The sequence below is a fragment of the Novosphingobium resinovorum genome, assembly GCF_001742225.1.
GTDB classification, from domain to species: domain Bacteria; phylum Pseudomonadota; class Alphaproteobacteria; order Sphingomonadales; family Sphingomonadaceae; genus Novosphingobium; species Novosphingobium resinovorum_A.
In genome coordinates this window covers 2,233,236-2,252,924 of sequence record NZ_CP017075.1, presented here as the reverse complement: position 1 = coordinate 2,252,924, position 19,689 = coordinate 2,233,236, and the positions used below count along the sequence as shown (strand labels likewise).

Sequence of the window (19,689 nt, the reverse complement as noted above, 5' to 3'; positions counted from 1 at the left end):
TCCTTCTAGAATTAACCGTGTTCTGAAGGTGCTTATGAGGAGCGGACGGCAAAGAGAGCGGTAATTTAGGGGGGGAGATGTGCTTAATAATTACCGTCAGAAGGACGATCTAAATGGGCCGTCGTCCCGGACTTTATCCGGGACCGCTGGGGTTTCTTGGGGCAATCGCAGGCCGCGCGCGGCGATGTGGGCGGTTCACGGCCAGCGGTCCCGGATCAAGTCCGGGACGACGAGTCGAATCGCAAGCGCTTGTTGAACCCCGTACTTAAACTTCCTCGCCCCCTGCCGGTTTAGGGGCTGGCGGCGCTGGAAACCCACCCGCCGGGACCAACGGGACACTTCACGGGAACACGCACAATGTTAGTCATCAACACCAACATCAGCGCGATCCGCGCCTCGAACGCATCGAATTCGGCCAACAAGGCCCTTGGTACCGCAATGGAGCGCCTGTCGACCGGCAAGCGCATCAACTCGGCCAAGGACGACGCGGCGGGCCTCGCCATCTCGACCTCGATGACCTCGCAGATCCGCGGCATGAGCCAAGGCATCCGCAACGCCAACGACGGCATCTCGCTGGCCCAGACCGCCGAAGGCACGCTGTCGGAAGTCGGCAACATGCTGCAGCGCGTGCGCGAACTGGCGATCCAGTCGGCCTCGGGCACTTACCAGACCTCGGACCGCGCGGCGATGCAGCAGGAAGTCTCGGCGCTGACCACGCAGATCAACGACAGCTTCACGCAGGCCAAGTTCAACGGCAACACGCTGATCTCGACCACCGCCGGCGCCGACCTCACCTTCAACATCCAGACCGGTTCGCAGGGCGGCCAGCAGGTCGGGCTGACCTCCAAGGCGATCGACGGCACCAAGGTTTCGGCGACCGCCCTCGACGTGACCGACGCCACGAAGGCGGCGACCACGCTTACCAACGTCGATGCCGCGCTGTCGGACGTCAACGCCACCCGCGCCTCGCTGGGTGCCGGCCAGAACCGCCTCGAATCGGCGATCAACAACCTGACCAACACCACCACCAACTTGTCCGACGCCCGCAGCCGTATCGAGGACGCCGACTACTCGGCCGAAACCACCGCGATGGCCAAGGCGCAGATCCTCAGCCAGGCATCCACCGCGATGCTCGCACAGGCCAACCAGAGCCAGCAGAACGTCCTCTCGCTGCTGCGCTGATAACGGACTGAAATATAGAACCTTCCTATCCCGGAAGGTTCGGAAAGCCCGGTGGTTCCCCATGACCGCCGGGCTTTCTTGCGTGGTAAAAGACCCACCCCCAGCCCCTCCCGCAAGCGGGAGGGGAGCAGAAAGGGATTGCCCTCCCGCAAGCGGGAGGGGGGCGAGACTTGCTCGTTTACGCCCTAGTCGCAGCGGGGTGGGCTGGCCGCCGCCCCCACTTCCACCGTGTCCAGACCGCCCCAGCGGTACACGGCCCAGCTCAGCAACCAGCACACCACGAACAGGCCGACGATCAGGAAGCCCAGCGTGTTGAACTGCTCCGAAAGCGAGGCCGCCCCGGACCACACGCCGCCCTCCAGCCCGAATTTGTCCGACAGCAGCGCGGCGGTCTGGATCGAGCCGATCACCAGCGCCACCATGGCCGAGATCGCGGTGATGACGATGTTGTAGTAGAGCTTGCGGATCGGCTTGACGAAGGCCCATTCGTAGGCCCCCAGCATGATGACGCCGTCGGCGGTGTCGAGCAGGGCCATGCCCGCCGCGAACAGCACCGGGAACACCAGCACCGACCCCAGCGAAACGCCGTCCGCCGCATGCGCGCCCGAGAGGCCGAGGATGGCGACTTCGGTGGCGGTGTCGAAACCGAGGCCGAACAGGAAGCCGAGCGGCGCCATGTGCCAGGCATGGCGCACCAGCCGGAACACGGGGCGCAGGATTCGCGCGATCAGCCCGCGTCCGGCGAGCAGCATGTCGAGGTCTTCCTCGGCATAGGTCCCGCCGCGCCGCACCTCGACGAAGCGTTGCCAGACCCCGCGCAGGATCGCGAGATTCATGATCGCGATCAGGAACAGGAAGCAGGCGGAAATGATCGTCGCGATCACCCCGCCCGAACGGCCGAATGCCTCGAAATCATCGAGAGTGCCTGCTGCCAGCGCGATGGTGGTCGCGGCGATCAGGACGATGGCGGAATGGCCGAGCGCAAACCAAAGGCCCACGGTGATCGGGCGCTGGCCTTCCTGCATCAACTTGCGAGTGACGTTGTCGATGGCGGCGATGTGGTCGGCGTCCACCGCGTGGCGCAGGCCGAGGCTCCAGGCGAGGAGGGCGGTGCCCAGCATCACCGGGCTGGCGTGGAACAGGCTGAACGCCCAGCCCCAGACGACCAGGTTGGCGGCGACGAGCAGAAAAAAGAGCACGGTTATCCGGCTCTTGAGAGAGGTTTTCGCGGGCGACATCGGCGTTCTGATCCGTCTTCGCGTCAGCGACCTGACGGGGGCGTGCCGCGCACTCGGCGCGGTCGGCACGGGAGGCCCCGGACGGACGCGGCAGCGCCCGGCGTCCCTCGCGCCGATGCGGCCCCCGCCGCACGTTGCGTCGCTCAGACGGAAGTTACCGTGCCGCGGCCATCCCCTGGACCAAGGCAAGAGCGACCGGACGCAGGCAGGTCTCCTGGCTCGCGGGTCATCGCTTGATGCATGGCCTTCCCGTGGCCTCGCATGTCGCAGCGTCCGGCCCAGTGGCTGCCGGCGACCACCTTCGGGGCACCGGCCTATGCATCGCGCTCGCCACTTACAGTTGCAGGGACAGCCCCGGATTCGGATGAGAACATCCTCACCGCGTTCCCTTTTAAGCCCCTTGCGGGGCACCGGCGCGATCTTTCGCCGAAATGCTCAAGGTGAACGCTTCGGCGCGGCCTTCCTAATCGCGCGCCTGCTCCGCCGCAAGAGGGGGCTATTCGGCGATGTTCATCGCGTATGTGCGCCGGGCGAAGCGCCAGCGGCCGTCGTGGCGGACGAGGTCGTCGAAGTAGCGGGCGGCGAATTTCATCACCTTGCCCTCGATCCGGGCGATCTCGCGTACGTGGCAGCGGCCCTCGGCGGTGTCGCCCGAAACCTGGATCGCGCCTGGCATGGCGAAAAAGACCATCGCGTCCATCGTGGCGAACAGGTCGTCCCAAGTGCGCGAGAGGGCTTCGTGGTCCGCCGCTTCCTGCCGATGGTCAAGTGGCCGGCTTGGCACGTTCACGGCACCGGGCGTCCGGGGATCGAACTGGAGGATCTGGTGGAGGTCGGCCTCGTCGCGCTCACCGAATGCGCGCAGAAACACGATCTGCCGACCGAGGACGGCTTCGCCGCCTATGCCAAGATGCGGGTGCGGGGGGCGATGGTCGATCTTGTGCGCCGCAACGTGCAGGGCACGCGCGGCACGTCCGAGCGCCGCCGCATGCTGGCGCACAAGGAGACGCAGCTTCGGGGCTGGCTCGGCCGCGATCCCCGGCCTGACGAACTGGCGCAGGCGATGGGCATGGGCGAGGGTGAGTTGGTCTCGCTGCAGGATGCTGCCCGCCCGATGCGTTTCGAGCCGATCGATGAGGTCTATTCCGACCAGTGGATGACTTTCGCGACGGAAACGCCTGACAGCTTCGCGATGCTGGTCGACGCCGAGATGCGCGGCGCGGTCATCGCGGCGATCACCGACCTGCCGGACCGGCTCAAGCTGATCGTGCAGCTCTACTTCGTGGAGGAACTGAACCTCGCCGAGATCGCCGAGGTCTTGCAAGTTTCGATCCCGCGCGTGCATCAGCTGAAAGCGCAGGCGATCGACAAGCCGCGAGAGAGCCTGAAAGGCGTCGCCGAAGTCCTCTGACCGGCACAATCCGGGGATTCATGCGAGGGCGGCGAAATTAATCACACCCACAACCCCTTGGGGCTGCACTTTTTCCTTGCCCCCACATATTCCTGTGGGAAGATGATTCACGCACTCGATTTGCGCGCGATCTTGCCTATCTCTGGCCTTTCCGCCCAAGCGTGAAAGCGTTGTGGGCGAACGCAATTTCAGACGATCCACCGGAGCCGCCCATGTCCCTTCTCGAAGCCCGCAAGACCTACAAGCCCTTCGAATATCCCTGGGCTTACGACTACTGGAAGATCCAGCAGCAGGTCCACTGGCTGCCCGAGGAAGTGCCTCTGGGCGAGGACTGCCGCGACTGGGTGCAGAACATCTCGGATCATGAGCGCAACCTGCTCACCCAGATCTTCCGCTTCTTCACGCAGGCCGACGTGGAAGTGCAGGACTGCTACCATGAGAAGTACGCGCGCGTCTTCAAGCCGACCGAGATCAAGATGATGCTCACCGCCTTCTCCAACATGGAGACGGTGCACATCGCGGCCTATTCGCACCTGCTCGACACCATCGGCATGCCCGAGAGCGAGTACGGCGCGTTCCTTGAGTACTCGGAACTCAAGGACAAGCACGACTACCTGCAGAAATTCGGCGTCGACAACGACGAGGACATCGCCCGCACACTGGCGATGTTCGGCGGCTTCACCGAGGGCGTGCAGCTGTTCGCCAGCTTCGCGATGCTGATGAACTTCCCGCGCTTCAACAAGATGAAGGGCATGGGCCAGATCGTCTCGTGGTCGGTGCGTGACGAATCGCTGCACTGCGAAGGCATCATCAAGCTATTCCACGCCTTCTGCGAAGAGCGTGGCTGCCTCACCAAGGCGGTGAAGGACGATATCGCCGATCAGTGCCAGACCACGATCCGTCTCGAGGACAACTTCATCGACCTGGCGTTCGAGCTGGGCCCGGTGCCGGGCATGACGCCCAAGGATATCAAGAAGTACATCCGCTACATCGCCGATTGGCGCCTTGGCCAGCTGGGCATGAAGCCGATCTACCTGATCGAGGATCACCCGCTGCCCTGGTTGCAGCCGCTGCTCAACGGCGTCGAGCACGCCAACTTCTTCGAGACCCGTTCGACGGAATATTCGAAGGGCGCCACCCGCGGCGACTGGAACACCGTGTGGGCCAACTTCGACTCGCGCAAGAAGGTGCGCGCGAACGACGAGCCGCTGGTGGACGATGGTTCTGAGCCCGGCCTGTTCGGCGAAGTGGCGGCGGAGTAAGTCGTATCGGATCGGGAATGGGGGCAATTTTTCCTCCATTCCCGCCGGATTGGGGCTCATTCCTCGTATTTCGCCGGATGTTTCCGGCCTCCCGCAGCGGGTAGCTCTTGGCAACCGGCTTGCTTCATGCGCATTTCTCCTGAGAATTCTGTCCGGAGAAACGGTCTTGCCCCGTACTATGCTGCTGCTGAGCGCGCTTGCGCTCGCTCCTGCAATCACCGCCCCGCCGGCGCTCGCCCAGACGTCGGCTCCCGTCTCCGCCGACAGCAAGGCGGGCAAGCGCGCCCTGCTTGACGAGAACGCGGTCACCGTGCGCAATGTGTCCCGCGAAGAACTCGTCCACGGACTTCCGCTCGTCGATGACGACGGCTTCGCCATCGGCACCGTTGAACGCCTCGCCGGTAACGAAGTGGTCGTCTCGGACGGGACGGCCGAGTACCGTGTGCCGTTCACGCAAGTCTATGCCTTCAGTAAGGACGGCGCCGATCATTACGCCAGCCGCACCCCGAAATCCCGGCTCAAGCCCGAACCGATCGTCGCCTCCGCTCCGCCTCCGCCGCCGACCGATGCCGACGAGGACTGGGAGAAGCTGGGCCCCGAGGGTGGTCCGCTCCCGGACGAACAGGACGAACCGGAGGCCGCTGCGCCTGCGGACGTAGCGCCGGATAGGGCTGCAACGCCCAGTAACTGACCGGGCGATTCCCGCTCCCTTACGCGGAACCATCATGAAGGAGGCCGCCGCATGTCCCATAACCCGACCCTAATTTTCCTGCCGATGCTGGTGGTGGTCGCGCTGACGTTCGTGGCTTTCGTGCGCATGGCGGTCGCCCGCACCGGTATCATCAAGTCGATGGATCCCGACTACTACCGTGCGCACATCGGCCCGCCCGAGCCCGAAAGCGCCCGCGCGGCGGTGCGGCACTATGACAACCTGTTCGAACTGCCGACGCTGTTCTACGCCGCCTGCCTCACCGCTTTCGTGGTGGCGGTCGTGGGACGCTGGACGCTGATCTTCGCCTGGGGCTACGTCGCCGCGCGGGTGGTGCAGAGCTTGATCCACATGACCTACAATAACCCGGCGCACCGGGGCGGGGCCTTCGTTCTGGGCATGCTGTTCACGCTCGCCTTGTGGATCAACCTTGCGGTGTCGATCTTCGCCCGCCTGTGACCGGCCTGAATTTGACGGACGTTCTGTGGGTGCTGGCGGCGGGGCTCAACCTCGTCGCCTTCGCTGCTTTCGGCATCGACAAGGCCCGCGCGCGGCGGGGAGAACGGCGTATCCCGGAATCGCGGCTGCTGCTTCTCGCGCTCGCGGGCGGGACGCCCGGCGCTTATGCTGGGCGCCGGGCCTTCCGGCACAAGACGCGCAAGCAACCCTTCGTCGCTCAGCTCCACACCATCGCCGCGGTGCAGGCGGCGGGTCTGGCGTACCTTGCGTACGGGGCGTTCTAAACCAGCCAGCTGCCCGGATTGGGCATCGGCACCTGCTTCTGCGCGTTGAGGATACTCATCACGCAGCGCACGATCACCAGAACCGACACCGCGATCAGGATCGGGATGCCGATCAGCACGAGCGTCAGGATCGTGCCTACCACCATGCCGAGGAAGAACAGCCAGAACGTGCGGATCGCATATTCGTAGTGCGACACCTCCCATGCGGCCTTCGCGTCCCCGCGCCAGGCATAGGCGAGCACGACGCCGACGATGCCCGTCACTCCGGTCACGTAGGATGCGAGATAGAGCAGGTTTATGATCGTCGGCTGGTTGAAGTCGAAACCCGACTTGGGCGCCGAACTCGCGGGTCTTGGGTCGAAGTCGGTCATTGGTTCTTCCTCCTGTTTTCCCCTGAAGGGAGGGTGCCTCCATTGGGCCGGGCTGGCAAGTTCACTGCGACTTCTTCCGTTCGCGCGCCTTGACGCGGCGGATCTTGGCGAGGTCGCCTTCAAGGATCGTCAATGCGTCGCGCTCCGCCTCGGAGAGCCGGGCCGTGTCGAAATGGGCGATCAGCACTTCCAGGGCATCGCCGATCCGGCCCAGTTGGCGGCCGTAACTGCCGACTTCATCGAGGATCGCGCGCTCGGTCTCGGGGTACCTGGTTTCGCCGATGTTGACGTTGACCAGCCCGACCTGCGAGCCCTCGAACGTCCAGGTCCAGGGATTGATCGCCTGCCACAGCTTCTCGGGCGCGAGGCTGAAGGTGGGCTGGAGGGACATTTCGGCCATCGCGTTTCTCCGGGAATGGGGACGCGGACAAGAATGCCGCAGGCGGCGGCGCCTGTGCATGACGAATCCCGTCACATCCTTGCGGTAAAAGCGGTGGCGCAGGCGCGCCCGGCCGTTTAGAGGACTGCGCCATGAGCAGCGAAATCAGTGGCCAGGCCGGCCCCGAAACCGGCAGCGAAACCGTTTCCTTCGGCTATGAAGACGTCGCGGCCGAGGACAAGGAAAGCCGCGTCGGCGCCGTCTTCTCCTCCGTCGCGCGCAAATACGACGTGATGAACGATGCCATGTCGGTGGGCATGCACCGCTTGTGGAAGGACAAGTTCGTGCGCCGCGTGCGTCCGCGGCCCGATGAGCAGATCCTCGACATGGCGGGCGGTACGGGCGACATCGCCTTTCGCATGGAAGCCGAGGGCGCGGTGGTCACCGTCTCGGACATCAACCAGGACATGCTCGACGTCGGCATCGAGCGCGCCATGGAGCGCGGCATCGACACGCTGGTGTGGTCGCGCCAGAATGCCGAGGAACTGAGCTTCCCCGCCCACTTCTTCGACGCCTACACGATCGCCTTCGGCATCCGCAACGTCACCCACATCGACAAGGCGCTGGCCGAGGCGCACCGCGTGCTCAAGTTCGGCGGCCGCTTCTTCTGTCTCGAATTCTCGACCACGGAGTGGCCGGGCTTCAAGGAAGTCTACGACGCCTATTCGCACAAGCTGGTCCCGAAGATCGGCTCGATGATCGCCGGGGACGCGGAATCGTACCGCTACCTGATCGAATCGATCCGCCGTTTCCCGCCGATGCCCGAGTTCGAAGGCATGGTGCGCAAGGCCGGGTTCAAGCATACCAAGGTCGAGCCGATCCTCGGCGGCCTCGTCGCGATCCATTCGGGCTGGAAGGTCTGAGATGATTTTCGCAGCTTCCCCCCTCCCGCTTGCGGGAGGGGCAGTGAGACTTGGCAGCTTGCTGCCTAGTCGCAGCGGGGTGGGCGCTGGCGCCGACCTTGCGTTCGGACGCGCCCGCCCCCTCCCGCAAGCGGGAGGGGAGAAGTGACCACCACCCCCGTCCACATCGCGCGTCTCCTCAAGTGGGGCCGCGTCCTCGCGCGCCATGGGGCGCTGCGCGGGATCGAGAACGACCGCAATGCCCCGGCGCCGGTCAAGCGCCTGTGCCGGATCGCGCGCTTCGGCACGCGCCAGCCGGCCGAGCCCGACTATGCCGGCGCCTTCCAGGAGATCGGCCCCGCCGCGATCAAGCTGGGGCAGGCGCTCGCCACCCGGCCCGACCTCGTCGGCGAAGGTCCTGCGCACAACCTGCTGACCTTGCAGGACAGCTTGCCGCCCGTGCCCTTCGCGGCGATCCGCGCGCAGATCGAGAGCACCTTCGGCCGCCCGCTCGAGCGCATCTTCGCCTCGATCGAGGAAACTCCGGTAGGCGCCGCCTCGATCGCGCAGGTCCACCGCGCGGTTACGCCGGACGGGCGCGACGTCGCCGTCAAGGTGCTGCGTCCCGGCATCCGCGAGCAGTTCGCGCACGACGTCGAGACTTATGAATGGGCCGCCGCTCATCTCGAGGCGCTTGGCAACGAGGCGGCGCGGTTGCGTCCGCGTGCCGTGATCGCGAACCTCAAGCGCTGGACCCAGCGCGAGTTCGATCTTCGCCGCGAAGCCGCTTCGGCCTCCGAACTCGCCGATGCGATGAAGGGGATCGAGGATTACCGCGTCCCCGACATCGACTGGGACCGCACCAACGGTTCGGTGCTGACGGTCGAATGGATCGACGGCATCAAGATGAGCAACCTCGCGGCGCTGCGCGAGGCGGGGCACGACATGCCCAAGCTCGCGCGCAGGCTGGTACTGACTTTTCTTACGCAGGCGATCTCCTGCGGGTTTTTCCATGCCGACATGCACCAGGGCAACCTGTTCGTGCAGGGGGCGCCCAATGGCGAGAACGGCCATACCACGATCGTCGCGATCGACTTCGGCATCATGGGCCGGATCAACCGTCAGGCGCGGCTGTGGCTGGCGGAAATCCTCTACGGCCTGACCACCGGCAATTACCGCCGCGTCGCCGAAATCCACTTCGAGGCGCAGTACGTCCCCAGCTATCACACGGTCGAGGAATTCGCGACCGCGCTGCGTGCCGTGGGCGAACCGATGCGCGGCAAGCCGGTGTCGGAGCTGTCGGTCGGGCAGATGCTCGACGGGCTCTTCGCGATCACCCGCGATTTCGACATGGCGGTGCAGCCCCACCTGCTGCTGCTGCAGAAGACCATGGTGATGGTCGAGGGTCTGGCCACCGCGCTCGATCCCGAGATCAACATGTGGGACGTCGCGGCGCCTTTCGTAAAGGACTGGATCCGCGATGAACTCGGCCCCGAGGCGGTGATCGTCGACCGGGTGCGCGAGGATATCGAGACGCTGATGCGCCTGCCCGCGCTGGTTCGCCGGATCGAGGACCGCTTCCCGCCCAAGGGCGGCGCGCCGGAACAGGCCCCGCTGCCGGAGGTGGAGCTGATCTGGGAGCGCCGTAAACGCGAAAGTAACCACTGGGGTGGCTATGCTCTGGCCGCAATCCTAGGGGGCGCGGCGGCGTGGGCACTGACGTACTGGACTCTTCTGAACTGACGGACAGGGGCCGCTTCGCGCGGCTCTCGCCCGGACTTGCCCGGCTGGCGCTGGCGCTGCTGGCGCTGGTGCTGGTCGCCTCGATGATCGCGCCGACCAACAAGCCGGGCAATCGCTCGCCGTGGGAGGGTGCGGTCGAAGGGCCGGTGGACGCGGGGGGCCAGGCCGTCATCACCCCGGACAAGCCCTATGACGAGGACCTCGCGCTGTACGAGGTCGCCATCGCCCGCATCCAGAAAGGCGAGAACTACTACGACTTCATCGTGCCCGAGCAGAGGGCGCGCAATTATCCGGTCAACCCCGGCATCGCGGTGCGCCTGCCGACGCTGGCCTATATCGACGCGATGCTCGGCGAGCGCGGGCAGATGGCTGCGGCGATGGCGCTGATGTTGGCGATCATCGCGGTGTGGTGGCGCCGTCTGGGCGAAGACACGGACGATGGCGGCCGTGTGCAGCGTCTGGGTGCCGCTATGGTATTCGTGGGTGCCTCTCTGCAGCTCAACCGGCACTATTTTCCGTTGCATGAATTGTGGGCGGGGGGACTGATCGCGCTGTCCTTCGGCCTGCACCGGATCGGCCGGGAGGGACAGGGCGGGCGCTGGATCGCGGCCTTCCTCTGCGCCGCGCTGGCGCTGGCGATTCGTGAACTGACGCTGCCTTACGTGCTACTCATGGCCGCTTTCGCGCTGTGGAACCGCAACTGGCGCGAAAGCGCGGCGTGGGCCCTGCTGATCGCGGTATTCTTCGCGGGGCTCGCCTGGCACCTCTCGATCATCGCGAGGGACGTGCTGCCGAGCGACCCGCACGGCCCGGCATGGCTGGTCATGCGCGGCATGGCGGGCTGGCTGGTCAATGTGGTGCAGTCGAGCAATTTGCGCTGGCTTCCGCACTTTCTCGCGGGTCCTGCGGTGGTGCTGATGACTTTCGGCTGGCTCGGCTGGCGCAGTCGCTCGGGGCTGGTCGGGTTCCTGCTTTGCGCCGGATACGGGCTTGCGTTCATGCTCGTCGGGCGGTGGGACAACTTCTACTGGGGGGCGATGATCGCCCCGGTCATGTTCGCCGGGCTGGTCTTTGCTCCGCGCGCGGTGATGCAACTGGTCGCTGCGGCCAAAGGGCCTGTGCCAAACTGATTGCGCCCATGCTCACGCTGTTGCAGAAGCCCCAGTCATGAACGGACCGCGCATTCTGCTGATCGTGGGCGGCGGCATCGCTGCCTACAAGGCCTGCGAACTCGTGCGCATCATCCGCCGCGAAGGCGGCTCGGTGACTTGCGTGCTGACCGAGGGAGGCGCGAAGTTTGTCACTCCGATGACGCTTGCGGCGCTATCGGAAAACCCCGTCCACACGACGCTCTGGGACCTCAAGAACGAGGCCGAGATGGGCCATATCCAGCTCAGCCGCCAGGCCGACCTCGTGGTCGTCTGCCCGGCGACGGCGGACCTGCTCGCGCAGATGGCGGCGGGCCTGGCGGGGGATCTGGCCACCACACTGCTGCTGGCGACCGACAAGCCGGTGCTCGCGGTTCCCGCGATGAACGTGCGCATGTGGCTCCACGCCGCGACACAGCGCAACGTTCAGACCTTGCGCGATTCCGGCGTCGAGGTGATGGAGCCCGACGAGGGCGCGATGGCCTGCGGCGAATACGGCCCAGGCCGCCTGCCCGAACCGGCGGAAATCTGGGAGCACATCGCCCGCTGCCTCGGCCATGGCCCCGAAGGTATCGTCGGTGACGAGCCGGGCGGCCTTTCCGCCACGATGATCCCGCGCGGGCCGCGTGCCATACCCGCCAGCACTTCGCCGCTGGCGGTCAAGGGCAGTGCCCGGGCGGCGCCCGCCACTGATCCCGGCGCGCTCGAACTGATCCCGCTCTCCGACGAGCCGCTGCGGCTTTTCGGCAAGCACGTCCTCGTCACCGCCGGACCTACGCACGAGCCGATCGATCCGGTGCGCTATATCGCCAACCGTTCCTCGGGAAAGCAGGGCTTCGCCATCGCTGCCGCCGCCGCCGAGGCGGGCGCGCGGGTGACGCTGGTGGCAGGGCCAGTCCATCTGCCGACCCCGCCGGGCGTCGATCGCGTCGATGTCGAGAGCGCGCTGGAGATGGCCGAGGCCGTCGACGCCGCGCTTCCGGCTGACGTTGCGGTGATGGTTGCCGCCGTTGCCGACTGGCGGGTGGTGCGCTCGGCCGATCAGAAGCTCAAGAAGGACGGCGGCGCCATCGCGCCGCTCGAACTGACCGAAAACCCCGATATTCTCGCCGGCCTTGCCCATGGCCTGCGCCGCCCGCCGCTGGTCGTCGGCTTCGCGGCGGAGACGCAGGACGTCATCCGCTATGCCCAGGCCAAGCGCGTGCGCAAGGGGGCCGACTGGATCGTCGCCAACGACGTCTCCGGCGACGTCATGGGTGGCGATGCCAATACCGTCCACATCGTCATGGCCGACGAGGTGGTTTCCCTTCCCGAAATGCCCAAGGGGGACGTCGCGCGCGCCCTCGTCGAAAGGATTGCCGATGCACTCGCCGAATGAAGTCCCCGTCATGGTCAAGGTCCTGCCGCACGGGCAGGGGCTGGACCTGCCCGTCTACGCCACCGAAGGCGCGGCGGGCATGGACGTGGTCTCGGCCGAGGACGTGACGATCCCGTCCGGTGGGCGTCATGCGGTGGCCACCGGCCTCTCGGTGGCGATCCCGGTGGGTTACGAAATTCAGGTACGCCCGCGTTCGGGCCTTGCGCTCAAGCACGGCATTTCGGTGCCCAATTCGCCGGGGACGGTGGATTCGGACTACCGGGGCGAGGTCAAGGTCATCCTCATCAACCACGGCGCCGAAGGCTTCGACATTCGCCGCGGCGACCGCGTCGCGCAACTGGTTCTGGCGCCCGTGACGCGCGCCTCGTGGGTGGCCGTCGAGGAACTTGACGAGACGGCGCGGGGTGAGGGCGGTTTCGGCTCCACCGGCGGCGTGGTCGCGCTGGGGAGCTGATTCAGGTGGCGGAGCTGAACACTCCGCTCCACCACAGCAAGGCCCCGATCACCGCGACGAGCGACAGGATCAGCGAGGCGCATCCACCCCAGCCATAACGGTGGTGGATCGCTTCGGCGGTTGCTTCGATAAGACCTTCGAAGATCCATTCAACGAGCCAGGACAAAAGCGTCAGTCCTTGCCCTTGCCGTCCCGCTCACGCCGGGCCTTACGCCACTTCAGGCCATACCAGCCCGCACCGCCGAGGCCGCCCAGCATCATCGCGCCCTTGGCCAGCGTCTCGAACGCAGCGCTCAAGGCGCCGATGGTGACGCCCCAGAACAGCTGCGAGAGGATGGCCATGAAATTATGCATCAACAAATCCTATGGGGCGCCAGATAGCGCCTGAGGCCCCATAGCAAAAGGACGGGCCCGCAATATTTCAGCGGACCCGTCCCTCGGTGTCTCCCACTCTTCGCAGGGGGGAGCCTGTCTGATTTCGTGCTTATTTCTTCTCGGGCGCGACTGTAATGCGCACGGTCTCTCCGGAGTTCCCGGGGAAATTCGTGAACATCGCTTCCACCAGATTGGGCACGACATACTGCAGGCGATTGGAGGTCGAGACGGCTTCCGCCTTGCCTTCGAAGAGGCGCTGGCCGTCTGCGGCGCGGTCGATCTTCAGGTCGATGCCGCTGGTGTAGATGGTGTAGGACTGAATGCCGTTGTCGAAGAACGGGTCGTACCAGCCATAGCGCCACGGGCCGCCCCAGCCGAAGCCGCGACCGTAGAACCCGCGGCCGTAGAAGCCGCCGCCATAGGGACCCCAGCCGCCCCACGGGCCGAACGCGCCTGCGCCCACACCAGTGCTGCGCACGCGCTCACGGCCATTGTCGACGCCGTAGTCGAAGCGCACGATCAGCGTGGCCTTGGCCGGGTCTTCCACCGGGGTGTAGCCCAGCTTGGCCATGCGATCGCCGACCATCGAGGCATACTGGCTGAATTCAAGCCCGCCAGCGAGCTTGGGATTGTCCGCGACTATCGCGAAGCTCTGGCCCTGCGGGGCGGGGAGCTGGGTCGCGAAACGCGAAACGTCGGCCTTGAACGGCGTCGCGCACGCGGCGAGCGCCATGAGCAGCACGGCGGCAGCGGCCATTTTCAGCCTGCCGAGCTGCGATCCGGAATGGTGTGTCATCATCTTTGCTCCACGAACCCGAAGAGATCCAGACGCCCCACTCCGGCGCGGCCTTCGATTCTTTTACGATACTGTCGTGAAATCAACGCCCTGAATAGAGGTTGAATGGACTTGGACGAGCGACGGACCGTTCCGCCGGTTCATCCCGCATCCACCGCCCTCGGGCCGGCTTCACGACTTGATCGCGTTTCGTTCATGTAGGAATAAAGCCCGGTCATGACGAGTCCGTTCCCCATTCTTTCCGTACTTTGCGGCAAGGTCGCTCCGTTCCGCGCGGCCGACGAGCCGAGCGCCATCGCCAAGACGGCGGTGCAAGGTCGGGTGAAGGTCTACCGACTGGGCCTCGAAGGGGACAGCCAGGCCGATCTTTCGGTCCATGGCGGGCCGGACAAGGCCATCCACCACTACCCCCACGACCACTATGACTGGTGGCGCGAAGCGATCGGCGACCATCCGCTGCTGGCCGATTACGGCGCCTTCGGGGAGAATATCGCGACCGATGGGCTGACCGAGGAAGACATCTTCATCGGCGATCGCTGGCGCATGGGCAGCGCGCTCGTCGAGGTGAGCCAGGGGCGCCAGCCGTGCTGGAAGCTCGATCATCGTTTCGACGGGGCGAAGGTCAACGCCGGGTGCGTGAAATCGCGCCGGGCGGGCTGGTACTACCGGGTGATCGAGGACGGCGAGGTCGGTGCGGGCGATGCGCTTGAACTGATCGACCGGCCTTTCCCCGACTGGAGCGTACGCCGCGTCTTCGGCCTGCTCATAGCCGGAGAGCACAAGGGCGACCCGGAAGGCCTGGAAGCGTTGGGCGCAGTCTCCGCGCTCGCCGAACCGTGGGTCCGGCGACGCGCGAAGCTGCTGGGGCTTTAGCGCCTGTCTGCAAATCCGCCGCAGGCGGATTTGGCGGCACCGCCCCACTCCCCCACCTGACCACCCAACGATAGTACCCTATGGGTGGTCGGGTGGGGGAGTGGGCCCGGTGCCGCTACGAAAATGCCCACCGGGCATTTTCCAGACGAATTTTAACCCCGCACGAGTCCGAGGGCGTTGTAGGTCTTTTCCAGCGTCGGGATCGCCAGTTCGCGGGCCTTGGAAGCACCCTTGCACAGGATCGCGTCGAGGCGCTCGCGGTCCTCGCGCAGTTCGAGGAAGCGGGCGTTGATCGGCGCCAGCTTCTCGACCAGCAGTTCGCCGAGCGCGGGCTTGAACTTGCCGAAGCCTTCGCCGCCGAACTCGGCCAGCACCGCCTCGACCGTGGTGCCCGCCATGACCGCGTAGATCGCAACGAGGTTCTTCGCCTCGGCGCGGCCTTCGAGGCCGCCCTTTTCCGAGGGCAGCGGCTCCGGATCGGTCTTGGCCTTCTTCACCTTTTGCATGATGGCATCGGCGGTGTCGGTCATGTTGATGCGGCTCATGTCCGAGGGGTCGGACTTGCTCATCTTGGCGGTGCCGTCACGCAGGGACATGATGCGCGCGGCCTCGGGCGGGATGAACGGTGCGGGCAGGGTGAACAGCGGCGCGTCTTCCGCACAGAAGTCGTTGTTGAATTTCTGTGCGATGTCGCGGGCGAGTTCGAGGTGCTGCTTCTGGTCCTCGCCCACCGGCACGTGAGTCGCCTGGTAGAGCAGCACGTCGGCGGCCTGCAGCACCGGGTAGGTGAACAGTGCGACGCTGGCACCCTCGCGGTTCTTGCCCGCCTTGTCCTTCCACTGCGTCATGCGGTTCAGCCAGCCCATGCGCGCGGTGCCGTTGAGCAGCCACTGCATCTCGGAGTGCTGGGGCACCTGAGCCTGATTGAATAGGATCGAGCGGTCGGGATCGAGCCCGCAGGCCACCAGCGCCGCGACCATCTCGCGCGTGTTCGCGGCGAGGTCGGCGGGGGTGTGCGGCATCGAGATCGCGTGGAGGTCGGCCAGGAAGTAGAGGCACTGGCCACCCTCGGCGGTGACCTCGTCCTGCATCTTCACCCAGTTGCGGATCGCACCGAGGTAATTGCCGAGGTGCAGGTTGCCGGTGGGCTGGATACCGGAGACGATACGCATGGTCGCGTCCTTAAGTCAGTTGTCGATGGATGTGAGGGTTGCGCCCGTACAGGGCACGAATGCAGGTACGGTCAGCGGGTGACCGAACGCCATCGCCATGAACGCGGCGCAAAGGGGCGCAGCGTGGGCGGGAAAAAGATCGCACGATCCTGCATGGCCGGGGCTCATAGCACGTTCGCGCATCGATGGAACCCTTCAGGCGGCGCGCTTGCGGCGGCGCAGGAGGGCGAGGTCGGCGCGGGTGAAGGCGCCGGTCGCCACGGCAGCGATGCCGTAGACCGCGCAGCCCGCCGAAACGAGCACGACCAGCGCCAGCCCGCGTACCAGCCAGGTGCCGTGCACATAAGGCATCATCAGGTCCTGCCCGAACCACAGCGCCGCGCCCATCGCCACGGCGGCGAGCGCCAGCCTCGGTCCGCGCCGTTTCAGCCGCGCATCGACGGTGAAATGTCCGCGCTTCACCAGCGTGCGGTACAGCATCGCCACGTTGAGGGTGGAAGCCAGCGCCGTCGCCAGCGGCGGCCCCATGTGCTGCAGCGGCACGATCAGCACCAGATTGCCGACGAGGTTCGCGACCATCGAGATCGTCGCGTAGCGTACCGGCGTCCTCGTATCCTGCCGCGCATAGTAGCCGGGCGTCAGAACTTTCACGAGGATGTAGCTCGGCAGGCCGATCGAGAAGGCCGCGAGCGCCTCGGCCGTACGGGCGACGTCGCCCGCGTCGAACTTGCCGTAGCCGAACAGGGCGGCGGCGATCGGCTCTCCGCAGACGATCAGCGCGACGGCGGCGGGCAGGGTGAGCAGCAGCGCCAGTTCGAGGCCGCGGTTCTGCGTCTCCATCGCCTCGGCTTCCTGCCCCGCGCCGAGCTGGCGCGAGATCGTCGGCAGCAGGACGGTGCCGAGCCCGATGCCGATGAGGCCGAGCGGCAGCTGGTTCAGCCGGTCCGCCATGTAGATGTAGGTCACCGAGCCGTGCGCCAGCAGATAGGCGGCGAGCGCGGTGGAGATGACGAGGTTGATCTGCACCGCTCCGGCTCCGGCGGCCGCAGGCAGGATCAGGTTGAGCAGCTGCTTCACGTCGACGTTCCACACCGGCATGCGCAGCCGCATCGACACCCCGTTGGCGCGGCAGGCGAGCACCAGCCAGAGCAGCTGGAGCGCGCCGGAAACGGAAACACCGATCGCCTGGTTGCGCGCGGTGATCAGCGGGTCGTCCGAATGGAAGCCGAGGAGCGCCACGATCAGCGTCAGGTTCAGCAGGATCGGCGCGGCGGCGTTGACCCAGAACTTGTTCAGCGAATTGAGGATGCCGCCCAGCAGCGAGACGAGGCTTATCAGCGCGAGATAGGGAATCGTCAGGCGGCTGAGCATGACCGCGAAGGCGAACTGGTCGTGCGTGACGTCGTTGAACCCGCCCGAAAGCAGCAGCGTCACCGGCCAGGCCAGCACTTCGAGCAGCACGGTCATGACGATCAGGACGGGCAGCAGCACCGACAACGCCTCTTCGGCGAAAGTGATGCCGGCCGGGAGGCCGGGGCCGTCCTTGTCCGTGACCTTCTGGTTGAACATCGGGATGAAGGCCGAGGCGAAGGCCCCTTCCGCGAAGAGAGCCCGGAACATGTTGGGCAGGCGAAACGCGATCAGGAAGGCGTCGGAAGCGAAGCCCGCGCCGACGAAGCGGGCGAACAGGCTGTCGCGGGCAAGCCCGAGCACCCGGCTGGCGAGCGTCAGTCCGCCGACGCTGGCGAGGGCTTTTGCGAGGTTCATGCCGCGCTTTCCAAAAGGCAGGCGCCGTGTCTCGCATCCTTCGACAAGCTCAGGATGAGCGGAGTGGAAAACGGGCGGGAAGTGACACCGTCTGGTTTCATCACCCCCGCCCGCTCATGCTGAGCTTGTCGAAGCACCGGCGCGACGCCCCGACCCTCAGCAACTATCTCAGGCGTTGCCGACCGGCTCGCCCATGCCGGTCTCGGCCTGCTGCTGCTGCGCCTGCAGTTGCTGCACGTAGAGGCCGTTGAAGTCGATCGGCTCGAGCATGAGCGGCGCGAAACCGGCGTCGCGCACGGCGTCCGACACGATGCGGCGGGCGTAAGGGAACAGGATGCGCGGCGCCTCGGCGAAGAGGAACGCGTGCGACTGGGCCTCTTCGAGGTTGCGCATGCCGATGAGCGCGCAGTAGCTCAGCTCGACCGCGAAGGCGACGCCCAGGCTGGTGCGCGACGAGCAGGTGATCTTCAGCTCGACTTCGTGGACTTCGCCCTCGATCGCGCGCGCGCCGATGTTGAACTGCACGTCGATCTGCGGCTGTTCCTGCCACGAGAACGCTTCGGGGGCGTTCGGATTCTCGACCGAGAGATCCTTGATGTACTGCGAAATGATGCCTGCGGCGGGGGCGGTGTCTTCGCCGTTGCCGAGGTCGAGGTCGGAAATGATGTTGCCTTCGTCGGCCATCTGATCTGTGTCCCGCAATGGAATCTGAAACGTTCAGCGGGGGCGGGTAAAACATTTTGCGGGCGCGGGGAACACCCGAGCGTCGGGAAAATTGTAGAGGTTGTGTCCCGAAGTTGCGCGCACATCGCTTCGAGGGGCTCGATCCGCCGGGAAAATGCCCCGAACGAGCCACTCACGCGTTGTTCATTTGTAATGCGTACCTATCTGGGGCTATGTTCGAGTGCTAAGCCGAAGGCACGTTCGAGTCTTCGGAACTGCGCCGGAGTGCGATGGGGCTTCAGGCCGGTCTTTGATCGGTTGCGGCCACGGTGCCACAGACGGGGCGCCACAGAAGGATGGAATTAGGGACGTGACACCGGAAATAGTGATCCTGGCCATGATCGCAGCCTTCCTTGGCTTGCGGCTGTACTCCGTGCTCGGCCGCCGCGCCGAGCATGAAGAGGAGCCCATCCAGGGACGCTTCGAAGGTCGCCAGGGCCAGAAGCCGGGCGCTCCGCGCGTTTCCGCGCCGCCGCGTCCCGATCAGCGCAGCGATGACCGCGCCCGCGCCGAACAGCCCCGCCAGCGTGCGATCCCGCTCGCGCCGCCTTCGGTCGAGCGTGGCCTTGCGGAGATTTCGCAGGCTGATCGCCGTTTCGACGCCGCCGCCTTCCTCGACGGCGCGCGCAGTGCTTATCGCATGATCCTCGAAGCCTTCTGGAAGGGCGACAAGGCCGAACTGCGCCAGCTTTGCGATGATGACGTCTATGCCGGTTTCGCCGCCGCCATCGACGCCCGTATCGAGGCCGGCGAGACGCTCGACAACCGCTTGATCCGCATCGAGGAAACCGGCTTCACCGCTGCCGGCGTGGAAAACGGCTATGCCCGCATCACCCTGCGCTTCCGTGCCGATATCGCCGCCGTCACTCGCAACGCCGAGGGTCAGGTGGTCGCCGGTTCGCTCGACGACGCGATCGAGACAATCGACGTCTGGACGTTCGGTCGCGCCGTGAACTCGCCTGATCCCGACTGGGTCCTCGAAGAGACCGACGAAGGTTGATCCGGGGTTGATCCCCCCTTCTTTGGACTGCTAGCCGACAAAGCCTGATCCGCCCCGTGCCAC

General features: G+C 65.8%; 23 protein-coding genes and 1 riboswitch. Of the genes, 13 read left to right on the top strand and 10 right to left on the bottom strand.

Annotated elements, in window-relative coordinates:
* Positions 1-357 precede the first annotated feature (357 nt).
* A complete protein-coding gene (locus BES08_RS10490; RefSeq protein ID WP_069708221.1) occupies positions 358-1,182 on the top strand; it encodes a flagellin N-terminal helical domain-containing protein in 825 nt (274 codons plus the stop codon).
* Between the two features lie 185 nt (positions 1,183-1,367).
* Here BES08_RS10490 and BES08_RS10485 read toward each other — a convergent pair whose 3' ends face one another.
* Entirely contained in the window at positions 1,368-2,420 is a 1,053-nt protein-coding gene (locus BES08_RS10485; protein ID WP_069708220.1) for a HoxN/HupN/NixA family nickel/cobalt transporter, read from the bottom strand.
* A gap of 187 nt (positions 2,421-2,607) precedes the next feature.
* Positions 2,608-2,850, bottom strand: a riboswitch (cobalamin riboswitch).
* Positions 2,851-2,916: 66 nt separating this feature from the next.
* A complete protein-coding gene (locus BES08_RS31765; RefSeq protein ID WP_037521824.1) occupies positions 2,917-3,111 on the bottom strand; it encodes a nuclear transport factor 2 family protein in 195 nt (64 codons plus the stop codon).
* A gap of 48 nt (positions 3,112-3,159) precedes the next feature.
* On the opposite strand from BES08_RS31765, the gene BES08_RS10480 reads away from it, so the two are divergent.
* The 5 genes from BES08_RS10480 to BES08_RS10460 all read left to right on the top strand — a co-directional run bounded on the left by BES08_RS10480 (position 3,160) and on the right by BES08_RS10460 (position 6,545).
* Positions 3,160-3,831: a sigma-70 family RNA polymerase sigma factor gene (locus BES08_RS10480; RefSeq protein ID WP_008833134.1), complete on the top strand. Its 672-nt coding sequence runs from the start codon at positions 3,160-3,162 to the stop codon at positions 3,829-3,831.
* 212 nt (positions 3,832-4,043) lie between these two features.
* Entirely contained in the window at positions 4,044-5,093 is a 1,050-nt protein-coding gene (locus tag BES08_RS10475) for a ribonucleotide-diphosphate reductase subunit beta (protein WP_008833133.1), read from the top strand.
* A 166-nt stretch (positions 5,094-5,259) separates the two neighbouring features.
* Positions 5,260-5,784: a hypothetical protein gene (locus BES08_RS10470; RefSeq protein ID WP_156799824.1), complete on the top strand. Its 525-nt coding sequence runs from the start codon at positions 5,260-5,262 to the stop codon at positions 5,782-5,784.
* 51 nt (positions 5,785-5,835) lie between these two features.
* Positions 5,836-6,261 (top strand): MAPEG family protein, encoded by a 426-nt coding sequence (locus BES08_RS10465; RefSeq protein WP_008833131.1) that lies wholly within the window; start codon positions 5,836-5,838, stop codon positions 6,259-6,261.
* Positions 6,262-6,272: 11 nt separating this feature from the next.
* Complete coding sequence (locus BES08_RS10460; RefSeq protein WP_036526469.1) at positions 6,273-6,545, top strand: DUF1294 domain-containing protein; 273 nt, start codon at positions 6,273-6,275, stop codon at positions 6,543-6,545.
* Here the strand turns inward: BES08_RS10460 and BES08_RS10455 are convergent.
* Both BES08_RS10455 and BES08_RS10450 read right to left on the bottom strand, forming a co-directional pair.
* Positions 6,542-6,916, bottom strand: a complete 375-nt coding sequence (locus BES08_RS10455) for a DUF4870 family protein (RefSeq protein ID WP_008833129.1) — start codon at positions 6,914-6,916, stop codon at positions 6,542-6,544. The two genes, BES08_RS10460 and BES08_RS10455, sit on opposite strands and share 4 nt — an antisense overlap.
* A gap of 61 nt (positions 6,917-6,977) precedes the next feature.
* Positions 6,978-7,316 (bottom strand): hypothetical protein, encoded by a 339-nt coding sequence (locus tag BES08_RS10450; RefSeq protein WP_008833128.1) that lies wholly within the window; start codon positions 7,314-7,316, stop codon positions 6,978-6,980.
* A gap of 131 nt (positions 7,317-7,447) precedes the next feature.
* Here BES08_RS10450 and BES08_RS10445 point away from each other — a divergent pair, with 131 nt between their 5' ends.
* The 5 genes from BES08_RS10445 (at position 7,448) to dut (ending at position 12,920) form a co-directional block, all read left to right on the top strand.
* Entirely contained in the window at positions 7,448-8,218 is a 771-nt protein-coding gene (locus tag BES08_RS10445; protein WP_008833127.1) for a class I SAM-dependent methyltransferase, read from the top strand.
* 144 nt (positions 8,219-8,362) lie between these two features.
* Positions 8,363-9,940 (top strand): 2-polyprenylphenol 6-hydroxylase, encoded by a 1,578-nt coding sequence (gene ubiB / locus BES08_RS10440; protein WP_008833126.1) that lies wholly within the window; start codon positions 8,363-8,365, stop codon positions 9,938-9,940.
* Positions 9,907-11,070 carry a hypothetical protein gene (locus BES08_RS10435; protein WP_008833125.1) on the top strand — a complete coding sequence of 388 codons (1,164 nt, stop codon included), beginning with the start codon at positions 9,907-9,909 and terminating at the stop codon, positions 11,068-11,070. The genes ubiB and BES08_RS10435 overlap by 34 nt, the downstream gene beginning before the upstream one ends.
* 37 nt (positions 11,071-11,107) lie before the next feature.
* The gene (locus BES08_RS10430; protein ID WP_008833124.1) at positions 11,108-12,466 is read left to right on the top strand and encodes a bifunctional phosphopantothenoylcysteine decarboxylase/phosphopantothenate synthase; all 1,359 of its coding nucleotides are present in this window, start codon (positions 11,108-11,110) and stop codon (positions 12,464-12,466) included.
* Positions 12,450-12,920, top strand: a complete 471-nt coding sequence (gene dut / locus BES08_RS10425) for a dUTP diphosphatase (protein WP_008833123.1) — start codon at positions 12,450-12,452, stop codon at positions 12,918-12,920. Before BES08_RS10430 ends, dut begins: the two co-directional genes overlap by 17 nt.
* A gap of 1 nt (position 12,921) precedes the next feature.
* Here dut and BES08_RS32795 read toward each other — a convergent pair whose 3' ends face one another.
* From BES08_RS32795 to BES08_RS10415, 3 genes are all read right to left on the bottom strand, one after another.
* On the bottom strand, positions 12,922-13,086 hold the full coding sequence (locus BES08_RS32795) for a hypothetical protein (protein WP_155986275.1): 165 nt from the start codon (positions 13,084-13,086) through the stop codon (positions 12,922-12,924).
* A 5-nt stretch (positions 13,087-13,091) separates the two neighbouring features.
* Positions 13,092-13,274, bottom strand: coding sequence for a hypothetical protein (locus tag BES08_RS10420; RefSeq protein WP_008833122.1), 183 nt, complete (start codon positions 13,272-13,274; stop codon positions 13,092-13,094).
* Positions 13,275-13,404: 130 nt separating this feature from the next.
* Positions 13,405-14,091, bottom strand: coding sequence for a DUF4136 domain-containing protein (locus tag BES08_RS10415; protein ID WP_036526466.1), 687 nt, complete (start codon positions 14,089-14,091; stop codon positions 13,405-13,407).
* A 216-nt stretch (positions 14,092-14,307) separates the two neighbouring features.
* On the opposite strand from BES08_RS10415, the gene BES08_RS10410 reads away from it, so the two are divergent.
* Positions 14,308-14,964 (top strand): MOSC domain-containing protein, encoded by a 657-nt coding sequence (locus tag BES08_RS10410; protein ID WP_008833120.1) that lies wholly within the window; start codon positions 14,308-14,310, stop codon positions 14,962-14,964.
* A gap of 152 nt (positions 14,965-15,116) precedes the next feature.
* Here BES08_RS10410 and trpS read toward each other — a convergent pair whose 3' ends face one another.
* From trpS to secB, 3 genes are all read right to left on the bottom strand, one after another.
* On the bottom strand, positions 15,117-16,136 hold the full coding sequence (trpS, locus tag BES08_RS10405) for a tryptophan--tRNA ligase (protein ID WP_008833119.1): 1,020 nt from the start codon (positions 16,134-16,136) through the stop codon (positions 15,117-15,119).
* A gap of 195 nt (positions 16,137-16,331) precedes the next feature.
* Positions 16,332-17,903, bottom strand: coding sequence for a murein biosynthesis integral membrane protein MurJ (gene murJ / locus BES08_RS10400; RefSeq protein ID WP_069708218.1), 1,572 nt, complete (start codon positions 17,901-17,903; stop codon positions 16,332-16,334).
* Between the two features lie 168 nt (positions 17,904-18,071).
* On the bottom strand, positions 18,072-18,587 hold the full coding sequence (gene secB / locus BES08_RS10395; protein WP_008832774.1) for a protein-export chaperone SecB: 516 nt from the start codon (positions 18,585-18,587) through the stop codon (positions 18,072-18,074).
* A gap of 349 nt (positions 18,588-18,936) precedes the next feature.
* On the opposite strand from secB, the gene BES08_RS10390 reads away from it, so the two are divergent.
* The gene (locus BES08_RS10390; RefSeq protein ID WP_008832773.1) at positions 18,937-19,626 is read left to right on the top strand and encodes a Tim44/TimA family putative adaptor protein; all 690 of its coding nucleotides are present in this window, start codon (positions 18,937-18,939) and stop codon (positions 19,624-19,626) included.
* The last annotated feature ends 63 nt before the right edge of the window (positions 19,627-19,689 follow it).

Coding starts and splice junctions, on each gene's coding strand:
- murJ (WP_069708218.1), bottom strand. CDS start 17,903: ATGAACCTCGCAAAAGCCCTCGCCAGCGTCGGCGGACTGACGCTCGCC.
- BES08_RS31765 (WP_037521824.1), bottom strand. CDS start 3,111: ATGGTCTTTTTCGCCATGCCAGGCGCGATCCAGGTTTCGGGCGACACC.
- BES08_RS10420 (WP_008833122.1), bottom strand. CDS start 13,274: ATGCATAATTTCATGGCCATCCTCTCGCAGCTGTTCTGGGGCGTCACC.
- BES08_RS10485 (WP_069708220.1), bottom strand. CDS start 2,420: ATGTCGCCCGCGAAAACCTCTCTCAAGAGCCGGATAACCGTGCTCTTT.
- BES08_RS10430 (WP_008833124.1), top strand. CDS start 11,108: ATGAACGGACCGCGCATTCTGCTGATCGTGGGCGGCGGCATCGCTGCC.
- BES08_RS10465 (WP_008833131.1), top strand. CDS start 5,836: ATGTCCCATAACCCGACCCTAATTTTCCTGCCGATGCTGGTGGTGGTC.
- trpS (WP_008833119.1), bottom strand. CDS start 16,136: ATGCGTATCGTCTCCGGTATCCAGCCCACCGGCAACCTGCACCTCGGC.
- BES08_RS10445 (WP_008833127.1), top strand. CDS start 7,448: ATGAGCAGCGAAATCAGTGGCCAGGCCGGCCCCGAAACCGGCAGCGAA.
- BES08_RS10410 (WP_008833120.1), top strand. CDS start 14,308: ATGACGAGTCCGTTCCCCATTCTTTCCGTACTTTGCGGCAAGGTCGCT.
- BES08_RS10490 (WP_069708221.1), top strand. CDS start 358: ATGTTAGTCATCAACACCAACATCAGCGCGATCCGCGCCTCGAACGCA.
- secB (WP_008832774.1), bottom strand. CDS start 18,587: ATGGCCGACGAAGGCAACATCATTTCCGACCTCGACCTCGGCAACGGC.
- BES08_RS10475 (WP_008833133.1), top strand. CDS start 4,044: ATGTCCCTTCTCGAAGCCCGCAAGACCTACAAGCCCTTCGAATATCCC.
- BES08_RS10415 (WP_036526466.1), bottom strand. CDS start 14,091: ATGACACACCATTCCGGATCGCAGCTCGGCAGGCTGAAAATGGCCGCT.
- BES08_RS10455 (WP_008833129.1), bottom strand. CDS start 6,916: ATGACCGACTTCGACCCAAGACCCGCGAGTTCGGCGCCCAAGTCGGGT.
- BES08_RS10450 (WP_008833128.1), bottom strand. CDS start 7,316: ATGGCCGAAATGTCCCTCCAGCCCACCTTCAGCCTCGCGCCCGAGAAG.
- dut (WP_008833123.1), top strand. CDS start 12,450: ATGCACTCGCCGAATGAAGTCCCCGTCATGGTCAAGGTCCTGCCGCAC.